The organism is Streptomyces sp. NPDC043812, assembly GCF_056436245.1.
In genome coordinates this window covers 227564-248578 of the sequence record NZ_JBWKCY010000011.1, presented here as the reverse complement: position 1 = coordinate 248578, position 21015 = coordinate 227564, and the positions used below count along the sequence as shown (strand labels likewise).

Here is a 21015-nt window from a genome sequence, read left to right as displayed (position 1 = left end):
CGTGCGGGACATGCTGCTCATCGCGCTCTACGCCCTCCTGGGCGCCGTCGCCGCCGGGATCCTGGGCGCCCTTGTGCTGCGCGTGCTGCGTCACCGGTCCGTGGCGGTGTCGCTGACCGTCGTCGCAGCCGTCACCGTCACGGCGATGCTCGCCGGCACGCTCGCGGTCGCCCAGGCCATGTTCCTGTCCGCGCACGACCTGACCGTCGTCACCACGGTCGTCGCCATGGCCGCCGTCGTCTCGCTCGCCACAGCGCTGCTGCTGGGCCGCTGGGTCGTCGCGCGCAGCCGTGAACTCGCCCTGGCGGCACGGTCCTTCGGTGACGGCGGCGCGTTCGCGGCGCCCGACGGTTCCTCCACCGCCGAACTGGACGCGCTGAGCCGGGAACTCGCCGCCACCAGCGACCGGCTCGCCGCCTCCCGGGAGCGCGAACGCGCCCTGGAGACGTCACGGCGCGAACTCGTCGCCTGGATCTCCCACGACCTGCGCACCCCGCTGGCCGGTCTGCGGGCCATGTCGGAGGCGCTGGAGGACGGGGTCGTCCAGGACCCGGAACGCTACTTCCGGCAGATCCGTACCGAGGTCGACCGCCTCAACTCGATGGTCGGCGACCTCTTCGAACTCTCCCGCATCCACGCGGGCGCCCTGTCCCTCACGCCCACCCGGATGTCCGTCCACGACCTGGTCGGCGAGGCGCTCGCGGGTGCCGATCCGTTGGCGAGGGAACACGGTGTACGGCTGGTCGGCGACGGCGTCGAGCCCCTGCCGGTCGAGGTCGACGGCAAGGAGATGACGAGGGTCCTGGCGAACCTGCTCGTCAACGCCATCCGCCGGACCCCGGCCGACGGGACGGTGGCCGTGGCCGCCGAGTTGCGGGAGGGCCGGGTGGTCCTCTCCGTCACCGACGGCTGCGGAGGCATCCCCGAGGACGACCTGCCCCGCGTCTTCGACACGGGCTGGCGCGGCACGCAGGCCCGCACACCTCCGGCCGGCGCGGGCCTGGGCCTCGCGATCGTCCGCGGCATCGTCGAGGCACACGCGGGCCGGGCCGACGTCCGCAACGTGACGGGCGGCTGCCGATTCGAGGTCTCCCTGCCGACGGCGGCGTAGCCGCCGGGAGCGGTCACCCGCACGCCCCGGCACAATGCCCACGTGAGCTTCCACTACGAGGTCGTCCTCGCCTGTGCCCTCCGCGAGGATCTGCCGGATGCCGTGCTGTGTGCCCTCCGCTGGCACATCGGCGAGGGGACGGATCGGCCGACCGGGCTCGAACCGGCGCACCCGTACCCCATGCTCGCGCCCGACCCGCACAGTCCCCTGCCCGGTGGGGACTTCGCCGTGCTGCGGCCCGGGGATCTGCACGGATGGGGGCTGTTCAGCCGGAACCACTGGCTCGACGACGACCTCGGCGGCCTCGCCACGCTGCTCGACCTCCTCGCGCCGTACGCCGAACGCGACGGGTACGCGGGCCACTTCCGCGAGGACGACGACACCGAGCCGACGGTGCTCGCCTTCCGCGACGGCGGGCATGTGCTGCTCGGGCGCTGACGTCCCCGGCCGGCTCCGGTGCGGGGTGCCTCGCGACCGGATCGCCGGGCACGGCACTCTATGCGGTGTGACCTCTACGCTTCCGCACCAGGGACTGCAACTCCCCACCCCGTCCGGCCACATGATCGTGTGCGGGGACGACGCTCTCGCGCACCGGCTCGCGGCCGAGCTGCGCGAGGTCTACCGCGAGCGGGTCACGCTCGTGGTCCCCGCCGCGGGAGCGCCCGGCGGGCAGCCGGTGCCGGGCCGCGCCAGAGCGTCCGCGCTCTTCGGACGGATGTCCGCCGCCATGACCCGGGCGGTCGGCACGACAGGCGCTCCGGGTGACACTCCGCCGCCGGACCTCCCGCGCGTCGTCGAGGTGCGGGCACTCGACGAGGACGCTCTGGTCGAGGCGGGCGCGGCGGAGGCGGCCGCCCTCGCGCTGGTCCATGACGACGACGACACCAACATCCGCGCCGCGCTCGCCGCCCGGCGTCTCAACCCGCGACTACGGCTGGTCATCCGCCTCTACAACCGCAAACTCGGCCAGCACCTCGAACGGCTTCTCGACCAGGCCGCAGCCCTGGCAATGCCCACCCTCGACGCGGCCGAGCTGGACGCCTCCACCACCGTCCTGTCGGACGCCGACACCGCCGCCCCCGCGCTCGCGGCCGCTGCCGTGGCCGGCACCAGCAAGGTCGTACGGGCCGACGGGCTGCTGCTGCGGGCCGTCGAGCGCAATCCACCGGGCCGTGGCGAGGTCGCCGACCCCGGTCTGTGCACCCTCGCGCTGCTGTCGTCGACGACCAACGACCCGGCGGGCACAGAAGGTTCGGACCGCAGCAGCGACGGACCGCGGCTGCTGCCGGACGACCGCAGCGTCGCCGAGGCCACGGGGCGCGGCACGGTGGTGCTGGAGGCCGTCTCCCACACCGGCGCCGCACGGAACCCCCGCCCGCTCGCGGGACGCGGCGCACCGCTCGGTGCGCTGTTCTCGCGCCGTCTGCGCTGGTCCATCGCGGGCCTCGGGGCGGCCGTCGTCGCCCTGGCGGTCGTGTCCACGCTCACCACGGGAGAGCATCCGTTGCACGCGGTCTATCTCATCCTTCTCGACCTCTTCGCCATGGGCGATCCCGCGCTCGACGAGGACCCGGACCGCCAGGTCCTCCAACTGCTCACCGGGCTCGCCGGACTGATGCTCCTTCCGCTCACGGTCGCCGCCGCCCTGGAGGCGCTGGGTACCTTCCGTACGGCGTCCGCCCTGCGCCGGCCCCCGCGCGGACTGTCCGGGCATGTCGTCCTCCTCGGCCTCGGCAAGGTCGGCAGCCGGGTGCTGATGCAGCTGCGGGAGCTCGGCATCCCCGTCGTGTGCGTCGAGGAGGATCCCGAGGCGCGCGGCATCCCGCTGGTGCGCAGGCTCCGGGTGCCGACCGTGCTGGGGGACGTGACACAGGAAGGCGTGCTGGAGGCCGCGAAGATCCACCGCGCACATGCCCTGCTCGCCCTCACCAGCGTCGACACCACGAACCTCGAGGCGGCGCTGTACGCACGTTCGGCCAAGGCGGATCTGCGGGTCGCCATGCGCATCTACGACGACGAGTTCGCCGGCGCCGTGTACCGCAGCCTGCGCGCCGCCCACCCCGACGCCCTCACCCGCAGCCGAAGTGTCTCGACTCTTTCCGCGCCCGCGTTCGCCGGCGCGATGATGGGACGCCAGATCCTGGGCGCCGTGCCTGTCGAGCGCAAGGTGCTGCTCTTCGCCGTGGTCGATGTCGAGGGTCATCCGCAGCTCGAAGGGCGCACCGTCGCCGAGGCGTTCCGCCCGGGGGCATGGCGGATCATCGCTCTGGATGCCGCGTCGCCCGGGGACCGGATTCCCGATCTGGCCGGGGCGCGGAGCGACGGCGACTCCCGGCCCGCCGGTCTCGTGTGGGACCTCCACCCCGGCTATGTGCTGCGGGCCCAGGACCGCGTCGTGGTGGCGGCGACCCGTCGCGGTCTCGCCGAGCTGCTCGGCAGGCAGTACCGCAGGCCCGGCGGACAGGGTTCCCGGCAGCGCTGAACGCGGGCGCGGGCAGCGCGTTTTGGATCACCGGGGGATCCTCAATACGATCCGCGGATGATCATAAGAAAACGGTCGGCGGCCGGGGCATGCGCCCTGCTCGCGGCCCTGGCCGCCGGGCTGTTCCCGGCAGGGGCGGCCGTCGCCGACGAACCGGCGGCGAAGGAATCCCCCAAGGTCGAGCTCGTGCTCGACGTCAGCGGCTCGATGCGTGCCCGCGACATCGACGGCACGAGCCGGATGGCCGCAGCCAAGCAGGCGTTCAACGAAGTCATCGACGCGGTACCGCAGGAGGTCGACCTCGGTATCCGCACCCTCGGCGCCGACTATGCGGGCGACGACCGCAAGCGTGGCTGCAAGGACACCCGGCAGCTGTACCCGGTCGGTCCGCTCGACAGGACCGAGGCGAAGACCGCGGTCGCCACGCTCGCACCGACGGGCTGGACCCCGATCGGTCCCGCCCTCCTCGGAGCGGCGGACGACCTCGAGGGCGGGAACGCCACCCGTAGGATCGTCCTCATCACCGACGGCGAGGACACCTGCGCGCCGCTCGACCCCTGCGAGGTGGCCCGGGAGATCGCGGCCAAGGGCATCCACCTCGTCATCGACACACTCGGGCTGGTCCCGGACGCCAAGACCCGCGCACAGCTCAGCTGTATCGCGGAGGCCACCGGCGGCACCTACACCTCGGTGCAGCACACGGACGAACTCTCCGACCGGGTGAGCCAGTTGGTGGACCGCGCCGCCGACCCCGTCGTCACACCGGTCGCCACCGAGGGCGCCGGGCAGTGCGCCGACGCACCGGAGCTGGCCCCCGGCCTCTACACCGACCGCGAGACGTTCGGCGAGCACCGCTGGTACCGGGTCGACGTCCTGCCCGGCCAGGAGCTGCGTGCCTCGGTGAGCATCGCGGCCGACCGTGCCGTGAACAAGGACTACGGGGTCCTCATGCGCGCCGTGACCGTCCACGGCCGTGAGATCGTCCGGGGCGCGGAGGCCGGTGACGGCCGTACCGACCTGATCTCGACCGGCCTGCGGTACCCGAAGGCCGCGGTCGACGAGGAGGACGGCGTCAAGCCGGCCGCGGAGACCGTCTGTCTTCAGGTCAGCAACTCCTTCTCGGCTGCCCCCGCCGTCCAGAAGGAGCCCGGCCTGCCCGTCGAGCTCACCGTCGATGTCGTGGACGCGCCCGACGACGCCGCCGACGTGGCCTCGTTCGGCCTGGGCCGCGGATGGTGGATTCTCGGCCTGCTCGTGCTCGTCGGCTTCGCGGCCGGTCTCGTATGGGGCTGGGTCTCGCGCTGGCGCGTCGCCGTATGGAGGACCAACTGATGCGTGTTCCACGTCTGTTGACGATCGGTGCGCTCGCCGCAACGTCGCTGCTCGGCATCGCCGGCGGTGCGCTCGCCGACTCCCCGTCGCCGAGCCCGAGTGCCGGACAGGAGGGGCCGACCGAGGCCGGCACCACCTTCCGCACCGCGACCCCGGTCGAGCAGGGGCAGAAGGCCACGGCGAGCGCGTCGAGCGGTGACTACCTCTACTGGGTGTTCCCGGCCGACGCCGGGGAGCGTGCCACGGTGCGGGCCGAGGTGACCCTGCCCGAGGCCGCCCGGCGCGGCGCGTCGACGTGGCGCATCGACGTGTACGACGGGCTGCGCCGCCGCCAGCCGTGCATGTACGGCATGCAGTCCCGTACGGCGGCGGCGGACGCGGCGTCCGTCGCACTGTCCTGCACCCTGCGGACGGTGCGTGCACTGGCCGAACCGTGGGCGAACGACCCGCTGCCGGGCAGCTATTACGTACGCCTGACGGTGACCGACCTGCCCGAGGAGGACCTCGGGCTGCCGGTCAGGGCCGAGATCGAGGCGGTGTCGAAGGATGCGGGCGGCGCCTACGCGGTCGACGGGACGTTGTCCGAGCCGCTGGTGCCGGGGGTGTCCGCGGACGCCCGGCGGAACGAGGAGGAGGCCGGACCCGGCCGGTCCTCCGGCTGGTGGTCCGACCGCTGGATCTGGACCGCCGCCGGCGGTCTGCTCGCGGCTCTCGCCGGCATCGGCGGCCATGCCCTGACCCGCGGATCGGGCCGCCCGGCGCGGGTGCCGCCCGCGGTCTGAGGGTGCACGACGTGTGAGCGGCCACGGCACGTCTGCCGTGGCCGCTGCTTCGTGTGCGGGTGCGTGGACGGCTCAGAAGCCGAAGACGACGCCGTTCGCGCCGTCCTTGGCGCAGAAGTTGCCGAAGGTGTGCGCGTAGGAGACGCGCTTGCCGTTCCAGACGCCGTCGGCGGTGACCGTCACCGGGTCCCACTGCTTGGTGCAGCTGACGCCGGGGTCCGTCCGCGTGAGGACCTCGAACCGGGCTTCGTTGGCGCGCAGTTCGGCGCACGCGGCCTTCGGGGCCGGGTGGGTGCCGGTCGCCGTCGGGGTACAGCCGAGGGTCACCGCGCGCAGCACCGTGCCGTTGAGCGCGTCGTCGCCGGCGGTGACGGTGAGGACCAGAGCGGAGGGGGCGTACAGGGTCTGCGCGCCGGTTCCTGCCGCGCCCGCGCTGCCGGTGCCGGGCACGACGGCGAGCCCGAGCGAGAGGGAGGCGAGCGCGAGGCCTCTGGTGATGTACCGCATATCGAACACTCCTTGGGGTTTGGGTTTCGGAAATCGGACGGCGAGTCGACGGGAGTCTTGCTCACCGAGGCAGTGAACGCTCGTCCGCACCGCCGGAATCGGTCACCGCATGTGACCCATCATGGGCAGGTTGTGACGGTGTGGACTGCGCTGACCAGCGGTTCAGTAGCTCGGGGAAACGGCCGAAGAAAGACGTTCGAGGTCGCTCACCGAGCAATCGAAGGCAGCCTATTGCTTGAAGTGTTGATTGAAAGGAGTAAGGGAATTCACGCCTTCGTCGCTCATCGGTTGGACTGAACCCCGCCACCGGGGTTCACTGGGCTAGGGACCCAGGAGGTGGAGATGGACCCCGTCGCAGCGTTGGAGCGCGTCGCCTTTCTGCTGGAACGCGCGCTCGCCGAGACCTATCGCGTACGGGCCTTCCGCACCGCCGCCTCCGCCCTCGCCGAGCTCGGCCAGGAGGAGGTCGCGAGCCGGGCGGCGGCCGGGACGCTCGAGCGCGTCAAGGGCGTCGGGCCCAAGACCGCCACCGTGGTACGGGAAGCCCTCGCCGGTGAAACCCCCGGCTATCTGGCGCGGCTGGAGGACGAGGCTGCGGCTCCGCTCGCCGACGGAGGCACCCGGCTGCGCGCCGCACTGCGCGGAGACTGCCATCTCCACTCCGACTGGTCGGACGGAGGCAGCCCCGTCGACGCCATGGGCCGCACCGCCGCCGGCCTCGGCCACGAATGGGCCGTTCTCACCGACCACTCGCCGACCCTCAAGGTGGCGAGCGGCCTGAGCGCCGAGCGACTGCTCGCCCAACTCGACCTCGTCGACGAACTCAACGCGCAGTGGAAGCCGTTCCGGCTGCTCACCGGCATCGAATGCGACATCCTCCCCGACGGCACCCTCGACCAGGACCCCGAACTCCTCAACCGGCTCGACCTCGTCGTCGCCTCCGTGCACTCCAAACTCCGCATGGACGCCCCGGCGATGACGCGCCGGATGCTCCGCGCCGTCGAGAACCCGCTCACCGACGTGCTCGGTCACTGCACCGGACGCCTCGTCACCGGCGGCCGGGGCACCCGGCCCGAGTCGCAGTTCGACGCCGACCTCGTCTTCGCCGCCTGCGCGGAACACGGCACCGCCGTCGAGATCAACAGCCGTCCCGAACGCCGCGATCCACCCCTGCGCCTGCTGCGCCGCGCGGTGGATGCCGGAGTCCTGTTCGCCATCGACACCGATGCCCATGCGCCCGGGCAGCTGGACTGGCAGATCATCGGCTGCGCCCGCGCCGAGGAGTGCGCAGTGCCCGCCGACCGGGTGATCAACACCTGGACGGCCGACGAGCTCACCGAATGGACCCGCACCCGCCGTACACCGGCGGTAGCCACGGGGTGACGGCCCCTCGGCCACCCCTCGCGCAGGCCGGAGGGCGCACCACGACCGGCCGCTCAGGGCCGCTCCTGGCACGGCAGGAAAAGCGATGGCATCCGCTGCGCGGCACGGGTCTGGAGTGACGTCGTTCCCGGAGGGCGGCCGTCGGCCGCCCGCTGCCGAGGCGAGACGAACCAGGAGGTGTGACCAATGGCTGTCACGGCGATGGGCGTTGCCCACATCCGCAGGACCATCCATTCCACCTCCGTGGTCACCGGCTGACTCCCTCCAGAACCTCGCGCCCACGTGCGCGTGCCGGGGCCACCCCTGTGAAGGGTTCCCCTTGAATCTCTCTTCTTCCGTTCAGACCTCCGCACAGCCGCTCGTCCCGTACGGCTGGGACGAGGAATGGGCCGTCGAATTCGCCCCGTACGCCGCGCAGGGGCTGCTGCCCGGCCGGGTCGTACGCGTCGACCGCGGCCAGTGCGACGTGCTCACCCCGGTCGGCCCGGTCCGCGCCGATACCGAGTTCGTGACACCGCACGACCCGATGCTCGTCGTGTGCACGGGCGACTGGGTCGCCGTCGATCCGGCGGGCGACCCCCAGTACGCCCGGGCGCTGCTGCCCCGCCGCAGCGCCCTCGTGAGGTCGACCTCGTCCAACCGGTCCGAGGGCCAGGTCCTCGCCGCCAACGTCGACCACGCCGTCATCTGCGTCTCGCTCGCGGTCGAACTCGACCTCGGGCGGATCGAGCGCTTCCTCGCCCTCGCGTGGGAGAGCGGCGCGACTGCGCAGCGGTGAAGCACGCTTGAAAGCGTGTTGGGGGCAACCCCTCACGAGTTCGAATCTCGTATCCTCCGCAGCCGCCTGAACAGGCGGAAGGAGAAGCCGAGCCGCGATACGCGACTCGGCTTCTCGTCGTGCTCTGGTTGCATTTCTGGTTGCGTTTACACGCACCCAATTCGGATATTTCGAAGATCCGGGCTGCCCCGCTCCCGCCGCGTCGCGGATGCCGGCGCCCACCAACGGGGGAGTCCTGTCCCGTACGGCATCTGCGGATCACAGGGGTACGACATCCTTGAAACCCTGCGGCGAGTCCCCCGCTGCCATGGTCCTGATCTCGAGAGGTGCCCGCATGAAGTCCCGATCGACGCTGGCGACTTGGCTGGGTGGTCTCGACGGCTGTCGTCTGGCACGCGTGCTCGAGACGCGGAGGGACGCGGCGTCCCCTCCGGAGCCGCGCTCGGTGGGGGAACTGGCCGACCGTCTTCAGCGCCCGGGATCGGTGGCGCTTGCCCTGCCACGGCTCGCGCTGCCGCATCTCCAGGTCGCCGAAGCGCTGGCCGCGCTGCGTGCGCCCGTGTCGCGCGATGCCCTGGCAGAACTGCTGGGAGCGGCCGGCGACGACACCACCCCCGAACTGGAGGCCGTACTGGAGGCTCTGACCGATCATGCTCTGGTCTGGCCGGACGGCGCGGGGAAGCTCCGAATGGCCGGAGCGCTGCGGCAGGCATGGGGCGCGCCCCTGGGACTGGACGCCCCGTTGGAGGAACTGCTCGCGGGCAGGACCTCGGACGAGCTGCGCGGGATGCTGACGGCCCTGGGCGTCAAGCCGCCGGGCAGCAAGTCGCAGCGGCTGGCCGTGCTGATGGAACACCTCAGCGACCCGGAGCGGATCGTCTCCGTGGTCGCCAAGGCCCCTGAGGCGGCCCGGAAGCTGCTCAAAGGCCGAGCGGGGGCTGCGCCAGAGGAGCCCCCGCGGTTCATCATGGTCGGGAGTCCGGGCCCCGATCCCGAACCGGGCGCTCGATGGGCACTGGATCGGGGACTCCTGATCCAGGACCGCCACCACTACGGTCCGGCCCGTATGCCCGCCGAGGTGGCGGTCGCGCTGCGAGGACCCGGCTGGCACGCCCCGTTCCAGCCCGTCCCGCCTTCCGTGGGCCTGGCTGCCGTCACCCCGAGTGAGGTCGACCATGAGGCGTCGGCAGCTGCCTCGGAGTTCGCCGCCGGTGCCACCTCGGTCCTGTCGGCCTGCTCGGCAACCGCGCCGGCCCGGCTGAAATCCGGCGGGATCGGTGCGCGTGAACTGGCACGGATCGGCAAGGCCGCCCAGGCCGACGACGCCGTCGTACGCCTCACCCTGGAAACCGCGTATGCCGCCGGGTTGCTGGCCCGGGACGGCGATCGCATGGCACCCACCGAGGCATACGACGCCTGGGCGGAACAGGAACCCACGGAGCAGTTCGCCGTACTGCTCCAGGCATGGCGGAACCTGCCGCTCACTCCCATTCGGGCGCGCGACGAGGACAACAAGGCACTCCCCGCACTCGCCGGCGCACCATCCTGCAACGGCTGCGTGCAGGCCCGCCACGGGCTGTTGGCCGCAGCCGCGCGGCTCCCGGCAGGGCAGGGCGTGCGGGTCGCATCGGATCTCGGGCCGCTGATCGCCTGGCACCGCCCCCTCGCCGACTCATCGCCCCAGGACGGACAGCCGTTCGTCACCGTGATCCGCGAGGCAGAACTCCTCGGCGTACTCGCGCGCGGCGCCCTGTCCGCCATTGGCATCCACCTGCGGACCGGGGACCCGGAGGGGCTGGGAATCGAGTGCCGGCGGCTGCTGCCCTCGGCCACCGCGACGGCCCGGATCGGCGCCGACCTCACCGCCGTCGTCACCGGCACACCGTCCGCGCGACTGGCCGCGCTCCTGGACTCCGTCGCGGACCGGGAGACCAGCGGCACGGCGTCCGTGTGGCGGTTCAGTGCCGGCAGCGTCCGCAGGGCTCTGGACGCCGGCCACACCCACGAGGACATCACGACCGACCTGGCCGCTGTCGCGGCCGGGCCACTGCCACAGCCGCTGTCGTACTTGATCGCCGACGCCGCACGCGGCCACGGGCGTGTACGCATCGCCCCCGCCTCCTGCGTCCTCCACGGCGACGAGCCCGCACTACTCGCCGAACTCGCTGCCCACCGCAAGCTCGCCAAGCTCGGACTACGACAGCTGGCGCCGACAGTGCTGATCAGCCGCAGCCCGCTCGACGCCACCCTCGCCGCACTCCGGGCCGAGGGGTACTCCCCCGTCGCCGAGACAGCCGAGGGCACGGTACGCATCGAAAAGGCCCGGCCTCGAAGGGCCGGGGCTGGTGTTCCGGCTCCGCGCGGCTCCAGGGCCAGGGGCGGCGGCCGGATCGCTGCCACGAGCACGGCGAAGGAATCCGCGGCCTTCGCCCCGAGCACCTTGGCGACCCGGCTGCTGGCGGCTCCGCCCGCTCCCGAACCATCGCCACACGACGACGGAGCACCCTTCGCCACGGACACCGAGGAGATCGTCGCGGGATGGGCGAAACGCCTTCCGTACAGCGACGTCCGCCAGCTCGCTCATGCCATCGACGCCGGTCAGGCCATCACGGTCGAGTACGTCGCCACCTCGGGCAACCAGACCATGCGCACCCTCAGCCGCCTCGACCTCGATCCGCCCTACCTCGAAGCCTGGTGCCACCTTCGGGACGCCGAGCGCGTTTTCACCCTCTCCCGCATCCGCGGCGTGATGAGCGTCGCACCCGAATGAGGGAGAATGGTATCGGCGGCGATACTATCTCCGCCGATACCATCGTTCACGGGAGGCTTGAATGCGGCGCTTCATCGGGCGGGATCGCGAGCTGAACGTGCTCGGCACCGCCCTGCAGTCGGTCCACGACGCCGTCGGCTCGGCGAAGCCTGGACAGTGCATCCTCATGCGCGGGCGGAGGCGAGTCGGCAAGTCCAGCCTCGTCGAAGAATTCCTCCAGCGCACCGAGGTGCCGTACCTGTTCTTCACCGCGGCGGGCGGCACGGCTGAGGACGAGCTGGCGGAATTGCTCGACGCTGTCGCCAGATCCACCCTGTCGGAACGGGAACTGTTCTCGGAGGAGACTCCAGAGCAGTGGAATTCGGCATTCAGGCTGCTCGCGGAGATCCTTCCCGACGACAGCCCGAGCGTGGTCGTCATGGACGAGGTTCCTTACCTGATGGACCGCATCGACGCCTTCGAGGGCATGCTCCAACGGGCATGGGACCGTCTACTCAGCCGCAAACCCGTCCTACTCCTCCTCGTCGGATCCGACCTGTCGATGATGGAGGCGCTGAACAGCTACGAACGCCCCTTCCACCAGCGGGGACGGGAAATGGTCGTGGGGCCGCTGAACCCGGCCGACATCGGCGAGATGCTCGGCCTTGAGCCGGCCGCCGCCTTCGACGCCGCCCTGATCACCGGCGGTCTTCCGCTGATCTGCGCGGAGTGGCGGCCCGGGGCCGATGTCTGGGAGTTCCTCCGCGACTCGCTCGACAACCCGATCTCGGCGCTGCTGGTCTCCGCCGAGCGGTCACTTGCCGCGGAGTTCCCACCGCAGGCGATGAGCAGAGAAGTCCTACGGGCCATCGGAAGCGGCGAGAGAACCTTCACCAACATCGCACGCGCCGCGGGCGGCATCGCCCACACCACTCTCACCCGAGCCACTGACGTCCTGGCAGAGAAGCGCGTTGTGGCAGCTGAGCTGCCCCTCTCGCTGAGACCGTCGAAGGAACGCCGCTACCGCGTGGCCGATCCCTACCTCCGGTTCTGGCTCGCGTTTCTGGATCCGCACATGGCGGAGATCGAGCGGATGCGGGGGGATCTCACGCTGAGCCGAATCAAGGAGCAGTGGACGAGCTGGCGGGGGCGTGCGATCGAGCCCCTCGTCCGGGAATCCCTCGCCCGCCTCCTGCCGGACGGGCTCCTGCCCGCCGCCCCGGCGATCGGCGGCTACTGGACCCGCAGCAACGACGTCGAAATCGACCTGGTGGGCGCCGACCGGCAGCCGGTGGCCAAGGAGCTGCACTTCCTCGGTTCGGTCAAGTGGCTGGAGAACTCGGCGTTCGACAGCCACGACTTGGCAGCGCTCCAGAAACACCGGGCTGCGATCACCGACGAGCCGGTACCGCTCGTGGCGGTCTCGCGCAACGGGACCACCTGTTCCGGGCTCCAGGCGGCGTACGGACCCGAAGAACTGCTCGGCGCCTGGCGCAGGGCATGATCAGGGGCCGGACTCCTGCGGTTGCAGTTCTGGTTGCGTTCTCTCCCGTCCGGGCCCGTCCGGGTGGGGCCACCTCGAACGCTCCGCCGCAGGTCAGAACGCCCCCGACCCTCGCCGGACCCCGTACGAACATTTGGAAAGAGTGTTGGGGGCAACCCCTCACGAGTTCGAAGCTCGTATCCTCCGCCAGTGCCTCACCGGGCACGACTGCTCCCGGCCGCCCACGACCGTGAGGCCAATCTCCGTGCGCGGACGTGGCTATCCCGACGATCACCGCTCCGAGGAACAGAGGAAGAGAGCCGCAGGCCCCTTGACACCAGCCCCGAAGCCGCAACTTTGCGGCCTGGGCTAACGCCTCGCACCTGATCGGGTTTTACCCCTCCGCCCACGCTAACGCGTCGTCGTGAACGGGTGATCGCGCCGCCGGAATCCTCCAGGGCAGGGGACGTTGTGCCGGAGCGCCGCTGGAGGGCTGCTCAGACCCGCCCCTTGCGGAATACGAGCAGGTTCAGGCCCGCCGGAGTCCTGATCGTCGACAGGTGTGCCATGCCAGCCGCAGCCGCGACATCGCGAACCTGGGCCAAGGTCCGCTCCCTTCCGCCGAGGAACAGGAACATGCGCAGATCCATGGCGGTGATGGCCCGTGGGTCCGCGTCGTCCATGAGCCGTTCGGCGACGAGGAAGGTGGAGTCCTCGCGACCGGCTTCGGCACAACGACGCAGGATGGCACCGGCCTGTTCGTCGTTCCAGTTGTGGATGACGTTGACGAGTGTGTACACATCCGCGCCGGCCGGTATGGGGTCGAAGAAGCTGCCGGCTGCCGGGGTGAACCGTCGCTCGAATCCGGCGGCTTCGATCCGGGCCGTGGCAGCGGCCACTGCGCGGGGGAGGTCGACGAGCGCGGCGTGCAGGGTGCCGTGGGTGCGCATGAGGGCTTCGGCGAGGACTCCCGTACCACCGCCCACATCGACCATGCGCCTGGTGCGGTGCCAGGGGAACGCGTCCAGCAGATCGGAGACGTATCCCTCCGCGTGAGTGTGACGCAGAGTGTCGAAGGCAGGCCCCCGGCCGTGGAGGGCGAGGTCCTCGTAGAAGGGCCGCCCGTGCAGCCGGGCGAATAGAGGCCTACCGCTACGTAGTGCATCGAGGAGCCCTCCCACGGCGGCGTCCATGCGCGCCCCCACCCCCGAGGCGTCGAGCCAAGCCCGTAGGCCCGAGGGGTGGCCCTCCAGGAGGGTGACGGAGAGCGGGGTGAGCGCATACGTCCCCGGAGAAGGCTCGGCGAACACGCCGCGGCATGCGAGAAATCGGAGCACGCGGCTCAGCAGGTCCGGGTCGGTGCCCGTCCGCTCGGCCAGCGACGGGGCAGTCTCGTATCCGGCGGATATGTGATCCGCCATGCGCAGGGTGGCGGCAGCGCGGAGCGCGACGGGGGCGAGTCCGCTCGCCGCTTCGTTGAACTCGAGATCGGCAGTCACTTCGATTCTCCCGGCGGTTCGGTGTGGTCGTCCGTGATCTGGTCGCCCAGGAGCAGCCGGTAGTACTCGCTCGTGCGAACCAGCTCCTGATGGCTCCCTGTTGCGACGATCTCGCCGCCGTCGACGACGAGGATGCGGTCGGCGTCGCGTACGGTCGACAGGCGGTGAGCGACGATCAGCACGGCACAGTCCGTGTGAAGGCGGCGCAGCCCGTCCATGACCGTCTTCTCGTTCTCTGCATCGAGGCTCGAAGTCGGCTCATCGAGGAGGAGGGCGGGCCGAGTCAGCAAAGCCCTTGCGATGGCCAGGCGTTGGCGCTCGCCCCCTGAGAGCTGCGACCCGCGCTCACCCACCTGAGAGTCGATACCGTCGGCAAGACCCTCCACCAGGTGGTGCAGGTTGACCTGGCGCAGAACCCTGTCGATTTCGGCCGCCTTGGAGGGCAGACCCAGGCACAGGTTCTCCTTGAGCGTTTCCGTGGAGCACCGGGGCGTCCTGCTCCACGAGCGATACCAGTTGACGGCACTGGGCGCGTGTCAGGTCGGCGACCCCGTGGCCCAGGTATGTGATGGCGCCGGCCGTGGGTTCGTAGAAGCAGCAGATCAGGGAGAGGATCGTCGACTTGCCTGATCCGGATGGACCGACCAGCGCTGTCTTCGTCCCGCGGGGGAGCTCGAAGCTGACTCCTTTCAACGCCGGCCGGTCGTCGTAGGAGAAGTGGACGTCCGTGAAGACGAGCGTGGGGGCCCCGGGGGCTTTGGGCGTGATGCCCCTCGGAGTGCCTTCGTCGGATTCGGTGGGCAGGTCCAGTGCTTCCTGCACGCGCTGCAGAGCGCCCATGGCCCGCTTGAGCGTCGTGAGACCTTCCAGCAGGTTGCCCATGGGCATCACCAGATACGTGGCGTAAAGCAGCACGGCAGTGCAGCTTGAAACCCATGGATGTCTCCCGTTCTCTGTTATTCCTGTTCCAGACTCCGAAGCCACAGCTCACAGGCCAAAGTGGTGAGGATGGCTCCGTCGTCGAGCTCGACGGAATCCGGGCTGGCGCACAGGCGCATCAGCCGCTGCCCATCGATCAGGCCGAATCCTGCGAGCCGTGAGTCGGACCAGAGCTGGTTGAGATACGGCGCGTAGGTCCGCAGTCCCAGCGCCAGGTCCATGCTTCCCACTCCCTTGGTCGTCCTCTCGAGCAGGTCGGGAGGCACAATGTCCCGCACAGCGGCCGCCAGCAGCGGCTTGTAGGCGTACGGCCGGGCCCGGTCCTCGATGCGCACAGCCAGCGCGGCCTCCATCACGCGATCGTCGAAGAAGGGCGTGGAGATCGGCAGTCCGGCGTGAGCGGTGATATCCGTCAGTGCCCGCGCGAGGCGGGCTCCGTCGCGGATTCCGTCGAGTTCGAGATGGCGTCCCGGTGTGGGGGCCAGCGGGGCGGCTGACTGCGCGGCCCGTCGGACTTCCTCGTGAATCATTTCGGCGGCGCCTGCTGTGAGCCAGGGCGGCATCGTCGCCCCGAGCCCCCAGGTGAGGATGGGGAACCTCGAATCCGCCCCCGTGCCGGAGGTCGATGACGTCGCCAGCCGGCGCCGATAGGACGGGGGGCTGATCAGCTGTCGGGCCATGGTTCTCCACTGCCAGCCGAACATGCCGCGATAGGAATTGATGTGACGCAGGGACAGCAAGGGCCGGCTGCGCAGAAGGTTCGCACTGGGCAGACCTTTCGGCCCCGCTGTCTCCGGGTATGGCGGCGATGCATCTGCGTGAGGCGTTGGCCACCTACACGTCGGGAGCCCCGGCACACGGTCAGGCCGTAGCGGTGGCCCTGCCCGGAGGCGACGACCTTGAAGACGACGTCCGGCAGCTGGTCGTGTTGTCGGACGCGCTGCAGACCTACCAGGAAGGCGCATGATGCAGGCAGTGATATCGGCGGGGCGGGTGGTGACCGGCCCTGGTGGGCGGGTGACCGTCGACGGTGCCGTGTTCGTCGACAAGGGCATGATCGTGGCTGCGGGGCCGCGCGCCGAAGTCGAAGCACAGGCCGAACCAGCCGTTCCCCGGTTGGCCTTCCCGGAGGGCACCATGCTGCCGGGACTCATCGACACACGTCCACCTCGCGCTCGACGCGGGAGCCGATCCTGTGGAAACTCTGCGGGCCGCCTCCGACACCGAGGTGTACCTCGGGATGGCCGAGCGGGCGAGGCGGCTCCTCGCAACGGGGGTGACCACCGTGCGCGACCTCGGTGACCGGGGCGGACTCGCCGTCCGGCTGTGGGACGAGATCGCGGGCGGAGGGCTCCCCGGGCCGCGCGTTCTCGCCGCCGGGACGCCGCTGACCGGGCCTGGCGGGCACTGCTGGTTCCTCGGCGGCGAGGTCGAGGGGGAGGAGGCGATCCGTGCCGCGGTCCGACGTAACGCGGAGAGCGGAGTGGACCTCATCAAGGTGATGGCCACCGGAGGCGGCATCACCAAGGGCGGCCCGCCCGTCTGGCAGACGCAGTTCACCACGCAGGAGCTGCGCATCGTCGTGGAGGAGGCCCTCCGGTTCGGGCTGCCGGTCGCCGCGCACGCCCACGGCACCGAAGGCATCGCGGCCGCCGTGGCCGCCGGCGTGGACACCATTGAGCACTGCACCTGGATGGCGCGCGACGGATTCGACGTACGGGAAGACCTGGTGACCGCCATGGTTGCTCAGGGGATCGATGTCTGCCCGGCGGCCAGCCCCGACTGGCGGGGCTTCGCGGAGCGGTTCGGCCGCGAGCGGGCCGAGGAGATGTTCGACCGGATCCGGTGGATGGCGCAGCGCGGGGTACGGCTCTTGCCCGGGACCGATGCCGGGGTCTCCCGCGCCGTCTTCGACGGCTTCGTCTCAAGCCTGGAGTTCTTCGCACACATCGGGATGACACCGGCCGAGATCATCGACCTGGCCACGACGGGCGCGGCGGAGGCCTTGGGCATCTCCCACGACACCGGCCGGCTGGGGGCGGGCTACCGCGCCGACCTCCTCGTCGTAGAAGGCGACCCGCTCTCCGACCTGCGGGCCCTGCGTTCGGCCCGCCTGATCCTGGCCGGAGGCCGCCCGCTGGACCGTGAACTTTTCCTTCCCTAGTGTCTCGAGACTCGGGACGCTGGAACGCGCACCACCGCCGAGGCAAGAAGCTTCACGGTGCGGGGTGGATCCACGCGCTCATGGTCTTGTAATGCGTGGATGCGCGGTTGAGTCGCCGCTGAGGTTGCGGTGCTGGTGTAACTGATCAGACCGCCGGTCATTTGAGGTCGGCAAGCCCCAGGTCCTCGCTCAGGATGCAGTACGACTCGCGGCGTGACGATGCCTGCCGGCCGCAGCCGTTGTGCAGGTGAGGCCCCGCATTTAATCGGTGGTGCGGTGCCCTGGGGTGGGGCTATGGTTCTGCTCGTTCCAGGGCGCGGCTGTGTGTCGTTGCCGAGGGAACGGTGTTGGTTCGTGGAGAAGAAGCAGGAGGTGAGGACATTGATGACTGTCATGGTGACGGGCGCTGCCCGCATTCAGGAGTTCATCGTTTCCACCCCTGTGGTCTCCGGCTGACACCCACTCGATCCGCGCGCAGAGCGCGCCGCCGGGGCCACCCTTCGAAGGGTTCCCCTTGTTCAACGCTTCGCTCAACACGTCTTCCACTTCTGATGCTCAGCACGCCCTTGCCGCCTACGGCTGGGATGAGGGCTGGGAAGCGGAGTTCGCTCCGTATGCCGCGCAGGGGCTGCTGCCCGGCCGGGTCGTACGCGTCGACCGCGGCCAGTGCGACGTGCTCACCCCGGTCGGCCCGGTCCGCGCCGATACCGAGTTCGTGACACCGCACGACCCGATGCTCGTCGTGTGCACGGGCGACTGGGTCGCCGTCGATCCGGCGGGCGACCCCCAGTACGCCCGGGCGCTGCTGCCCCGCCGCAGCGCCCTCGTGAGGTCGACCTCGTCCAACCGGTCCGAGGGCCAGGTCCTCGCCGCCAACGTCGACCACGCCGTCATCTGCGTCTCGCTCGCGGTCGAACTCGACCTCGGGCGGATCGAGCGCTTCCTCGCCCTCGCGTGGGAGAGCGGCGCCCAGCCGCTGATCGTGCTCACCAAGTCCGACCTGGTGCCCGACGTGACCGGGCTGTCGTACCTCGTGCAGGACGTGGAGACCACCGCGCCCGGAGTGCAGGTGCTGCCCGTCAGCGCCACGACGGGCGAGGGCATCGACGTGTTCGCCGCGATCGTGTCGGGCGGCACCAGCGTGCTGCTGGGCGTCTCCGGCACGGGCAAGTCCACGCTCGCCAACGCCCTGCTCGGCGAGGCCGTCATGGACGTGCAGGCCATCCGTGACGTCGACGGGAAGGGCCGGCACACCACGACCACCCGCAATCTGCTCGTGCTGCCCGGCGGGGGAGTCCTCATCGACACCCCCGGCGTGCGGGGAGTCGGCTTGTGGGACGCGGAGGCCGGATTGGGCCAGGTCTTCTCCGAGATCGAGGCCCTCGCCGCGGACTGCCGCTTCCACGACTGCGCCCACGAGGCAGAGCCGGGCTGTGCCGTGCTGGCCGCGATCGAGCACGGCACACTGCCCGAGCGGCGGCTGGACAGCTACCGCAAGCTGGTGCGCGAGAACCGCAGGATCGTCGCCAAGACGGACGCACGGCTGCGTGCGGAGATCCGGCGCGACTGGAAGATGAAGGGCGCGCAGGGCCGGGCGAACATGGAGGCCAAGCGCGGTCGCGTGCGCTGACCTGCACCGGGCCGGGCCGCGCCAGGAGCGCGGCCCGGCCCTCAGCCGTTCTCCAGACCCCAGCTGTGGATCTTGCGCGGGTGGATGCGGATCAGTTCCTCGCTGAAATGCGGTCCGAGCTGGTGCGGGCCCGTCATCAGCTCCGCCTCCCCGCGGATTTCCACCCCCCGCACCTTCCAGGGGCGCACGCTCACGATGTCGTCCACGACCAGGGCGACCTTCGGGTTCTTCTGCAGATTGCGCCACTTCTTCGTCGTGGCCAGCGCGTATCCGCCGACCAGGATCGTGCCGTCCGGCTGCGGGAAGAAACCGACCGGGTTCGCCTGCGGCTGCCCGTTCGGATCGACCGTGGCCAGCCGTCCCAGCCGCTGGGTGGACAGATAAGCACGCTCGGCATCGGTGAATTCCGCCATGGGGGCCAGCCTCACACGGGTGACCGCGCCGCCGCATCGGCCCTGCGGCTGAGGTGTGGTGGGACATGGGCCCTCGGCCGGTGCGGCCGGGCGCCGGTAGCGGCTTCGGGGCCCGCTGTACGCCGAGACCGTCAGGTCCCGACCATCACCCCCACCCACGCGCCCACCACCAGCAGGCATCCGAACAGCTCCACCAGCACACTCGTCCCCGCCGCCCGCATCACCGACCGTGTCGCCGCCTTCGCCGGGCCGTGCCCGCCAAGACGCTGCCGTTCGCAGAGATAGATCCCGCCGATGAAGCCCGGCACGGCGCCCACCACCGGCAGCAGCACGAAGCCCGCCACCGCCCCCACACCCGCGAACACCGCCATCCGCCCGGTGATCCCCACACCCCGCAGCCGCCGTGGCGGCAGCAGCCACACGATCACCTGGATGATGAGCAGAATCGCGGTGGCTCCCACCAGCAGTGACCACGCCGGACCCGACAGCTCGTGCATCGCCCACCACAGCACGGCGGCCCACACCAGCCACGGTCCCGGCACACCGGGAACCAGCACCCCGAAGAGGCCCAGCAGCATCACCCCGCCCACCATCAGCAGCTGCCACACGCTCATCTGCCCAGCGTGCAGGATCAGGGGCGTTCCTGCAGGTCGCGAGCCACCCAGCCCTTCGCGTACGCATGCCAGCCCAACTGCAGCCGGGTGGTCACCCCGGTCAGCTCCATCAGCCCCTTGACCCTGCGCTGCACCGTCCGCAGCCCCAGATCGAGCTGCTTGGCCACGCTCGCGTCCGTCATCCCGGCGAGCAGCAGCGACAGGACCTCCAGGTCCGTGCTGTCGGGGCCCGGCTCGGCCTCCTCCACCACCGAATCGCCGGCGCGGCCCAGCCGCAGCGGCAGGGCGTCCCGCCACACAGCCTCGAACAGACCCATCAGCGACTCCAGCAGCCCGCTCGCGTGCACGACGAGCGCGGCCGGCTCGGCGCCGCGTCCGGTGAGCGGCACCATCGCCAGCGACCGGTCCGCGACCACCAGCTTGGTCGGGACCCGGTCGACCACCCGCACCTGCTCGTCACGGCCGAGCGCCGCGGTCAGCTCCGTGATCCCGTCCGGAAGCGTCAGCACCTCGCGCTCGACGACCACCCGGTACGCCACCCCGCGGGTGGACGCCTTCTCCTCGGCCTCGTTGTCCATCCCGCTGACCGCGATCGGCCTGCCGGTGACCAGCGCACACACTTCTTCCGTCGCGCCCAGCTGCAACTGGACGAACCGGTGCGTGACGGCGCTCGCCCCCGTCACCATCTCCACCAGGTCATGCACCGCCGGTTCGTCCGACTCCGTGCGGAACTCCTCCGCGAGCAAGGCCGCCGCCAGCTCGGCCTGCTCCAACTCGTGCCGCTGCTGGGTGAGCAGCGCGCCCAGCGCCACCCCCGGTGGCGCAGCCACCCAGCGACCGGTCCGCGCCGACGACTGCGCGGCCAGCCCCTGCTGCTCCAGCCGGCGCAGTGCGCGCTCGGTGTCCGGCTCCGGCAGGGCGAGCCGGTGCGCGAGATCGGAGATCTCCGCCGCCCCCAGCGCGACGAGCGCGCGGTACGCCGACTCCTGCCTCTCGTCGAGACCTATCGCTCCCAGCATCGTGGACCCCTCCCGGACCTGCCCTTACCCGCCGCCGTGGCGGAAATCGGCCACGGCGTAAACCCGCCGCCGTACATCATCCCCGTACCGGCCGGTCCTCTGCCAATGTGGCGCCCACCGCAGCACCAAC

At 70.9% G+C, this 21015-nt stretch carries 17 protein-coding genes and 3 pseudogenes; 12 read left to right on the top strand and 8 right to left on the bottom strand.

Translation table 11 applies throughout. From position 1 onward, the window contains the following. The first annotated feature begins 1 nt into the window (after position 1). The 5 genes from AC067Z_RS18720 (at position 2) to AC067Z_RS18700 (ending at position 5707) form a co-directional block, all read left to right on the top strand. Positions 2 to 1111: a sensor histidine kinase gene (locus AC067Z_RS18720; RefSeq protein WP_478790626.1), complete on the top strand. Its 1110-nt coding sequence runs from the start codon at positions 2 to 4 to the stop codon at positions 1109 to 1111. 42 nt (positions 1112 to 1153) lie between these two features. Further along, positions 1154 to 1549: a hypothetical protein gene (locus AC067Z_RS18715; protein WP_478790625.1), complete on the top strand. Its 396-nt coding sequence runs from the start codon at positions 1154 to 1156 to the stop codon at positions 1547 to 1549. 121 nt (positions 1550 to 1670) lie between these two features. Beyond that, positions 1671 to 3593: a potassium channel family protein gene (locus AC067Z_RS18710; RefSeq protein WP_478790655.1), complete on the top strand. Its 1923-nt coding sequence runs from the start codon at positions 1671 to 1673 to the stop codon at positions 3591 to 3593. A 57-nt stretch (positions 3594 to 3650) separates the two neighbouring features. Beyond that, entirely contained in the window at positions 3651 to 4925 is a 1275-nt protein-coding gene (locus AC067Z_RS18705) for a VWA domain-containing protein (protein ID WP_478790624.1), read from the top strand. After that, positions 4925 to 5707, top strand: coding sequence for a hypothetical protein (locus tag AC067Z_RS18700; RefSeq protein ID WP_478790623.1), 783 nt, complete (start codon positions 4925 to 4927; stop codon positions 5705 to 5707). The genes AC067Z_RS18705 and AC067Z_RS18700 overlap by 1 nt, the downstream gene beginning before the upstream one ends. Before the next feature lie 72 nt (positions 5708 to 5779). Here the strand turns inward: AC067Z_RS18700 and AC067Z_RS18695 are convergent, their stop codons facing one another. After that, on the bottom strand, positions 5780 to 6214 hold the full coding sequence (locus AC067Z_RS18695; protein WP_478790622.1) for a subtilase-type protease inhibitor: 435 nt from the start codon (positions 6212 to 6214) through the stop codon (positions 5780 to 5782). Between the two features lie 342 nt (positions 6215 to 6556). On the opposite strand from AC067Z_RS18695, the gene AC067Z_RS18690 reads away from it, so the two are divergent. The 4 genes and pseudogenes from AC067Z_RS18690 to AC067Z_RS18675 all read left to right on the top strand — a co-directional run bounded on the left by AC067Z_RS18690 (position 6557) and on the right by AC067Z_RS18675 (position 12628). Beyond that, the gene (locus AC067Z_RS18690; protein ID WP_478790621.1) at positions 6557 to 7597 is read left to right on the top strand and encodes a PHP domain-containing protein; all 1041 of its coding nucleotides are present in this window, start codon (positions 6557 to 6559) and stop codon (positions 7595 to 7597) included. Positions 7598 to 7916: 319 nt separating this feature from the next. Further along, a pseudogene (gene rsgA / locus AC067Z_RS18685) lies at positions 7917 to 8360 on the top strand (GTPase RsgA); the annotation flags it as partial. A 349-nt stretch (positions 8361 to 8709) separates the two neighbouring features. Further along, on the top strand, positions 8710 to 11145 hold the full coding sequence (locus tag AC067Z_RS18680) for a helicase-associated domain-containing protein (protein ID WP_478790620.1): 2436 nt from the start codon (positions 8710 to 8712) through the stop codon (positions 11143 to 11145). 61 nt (positions 11146 to 11206) lie between these two features. Next, positions 11207 to 12628 (top strand): ATP-binding protein, encoded by a 1422-nt coding sequence (locus AC067Z_RS18675; RefSeq protein ID WP_478790619.1) that lies wholly within the window; start codon positions 11207 to 11209, stop codon positions 12626 to 12628. 476 nt (positions 12629 to 13104) lie between these two features. Here AC067Z_RS18675 and AC067Z_RS18670 read toward each other — a convergent pair whose 3' ends face one another. The 4 genes and pseudogenes from AC067Z_RS18670 to AC067Z_RS18655 form a co-directional block, all read right to left on the bottom strand. After that, a complete protein-coding gene (locus AC067Z_RS18670; protein ID WP_478790618.1) occupies positions 13105 to 14106 on the bottom strand; it encodes a methyltransferase in 1002 nt (333 codons plus the stop codon). After that, a pseudogene (locus AC067Z_RS18665) lies at positions 14103 to 14573 on the bottom strand (ATP-binding cassette domain-containing protein); the annotation flags it as partial. The pseudogene AC067Z_RS18665 and the gene AC067Z_RS18670, both read right to left, overlap by 4 nt. Positions 14574 to 14601: 28 nt before the next feature. Continuing rightward, positions 14602 to 14946, bottom strand: a pseudogene (locus AC067Z_RS18660) (ATP-binding cassette domain-containing protein); the annotation flags it as partial. A gap of 116 nt (positions 14947 to 15062) precedes the next feature. Beyond that, on the bottom strand, positions 15063 to 15725 hold the full coding sequence (locus AC067Z_RS18655) for an asparagine synthase-related protein (protein ID WP_478790617.1): 663 nt from the start codon (positions 15723 to 15725) through the stop codon (positions 15063 to 15065). 128 nt (positions 15726 to 15853) lie between these two features. On the opposite strand from AC067Z_RS18655, the gene AC067Z_RS18650 reads away from it, so the two are divergent. The 3 genes from AC067Z_RS18650 (at position 15854) to rsgA (AC067Z_RS18640) (ending at position 18839) form a co-directional block, all read left to right on the top strand. Next, on the top strand, positions 15854 to 16012 hold the full coding sequence (locus AC067Z_RS18650; protein ID WP_478790616.1) for a hypothetical protein: 159 nt from the start codon (positions 15854 to 15856) through the stop codon (positions 16010 to 16012). Positions 16013 to 16240: 228 nt separating this feature from the next. Further along, on the top strand, positions 16241 to 17209 hold the full coding sequence (locus AC067Z_RS18645; protein WP_478790615.1) for an amidohydrolase family protein: 969 nt from the start codon (positions 16241 to 16243) through the stop codon (positions 17207 to 17209). 514 nt (positions 17210 to 17723) lie between these two features. Beyond that, positions 17724 to 18839 carry a ribosome small subunit-dependent GTPase A gene (rsgA, locus tag AC067Z_RS18640; protein WP_478790614.1) on the top strand — a complete coding sequence of 372 codons (1116 nt, stop codon included), beginning with the start codon at positions 17724 to 17726 and terminating at the stop codon, positions 18837 to 18839. 41 nt (positions 18840 to 18880) lie between these two features. On the opposite strand, the gene AC067Z_RS18635 is transcribed toward rsgA (AC067Z_RS18640), so the two are convergent. From AC067Z_RS18635 to AC067Z_RS18625, 3 genes are all read right to left on the bottom strand, one after another. Next, complete coding sequence (locus AC067Z_RS18635) at positions 18881 to 19252, bottom strand: PPOX class F420-dependent oxidoreductase (protein ID WP_478790613.1); 372 nt, start codon at positions 19250 to 19252, stop codon at positions 18881 to 18883. 131 nt (positions 19253 to 19383) lie between these two features. Then, positions 19384 to 19866 carry a DUF456 domain-containing protein gene (locus AC067Z_RS18630; RefSeq protein ID WP_478790612.1) on the bottom strand — a complete coding sequence of 161 codons (483 nt, stop codon included), beginning with the start codon at positions 19864 to 19866 and terminating at the stop codon, positions 19384 to 19386. Positions 19867 to 19883: 17 nt separating this feature from the next. Next, positions 19884 to 20885 carry a helix-turn-helix domain-containing protein gene (locus tag AC067Z_RS18625; RefSeq protein ID WP_478790611.1) on the bottom strand — a complete coding sequence of 334 codons (1002 nt, stop codon included), beginning with the start codon at positions 20883 to 20885 and terminating at the stop codon, positions 19884 to 19886. Positions 20886 to 21015: the final 130 nt, after the last annotated feature.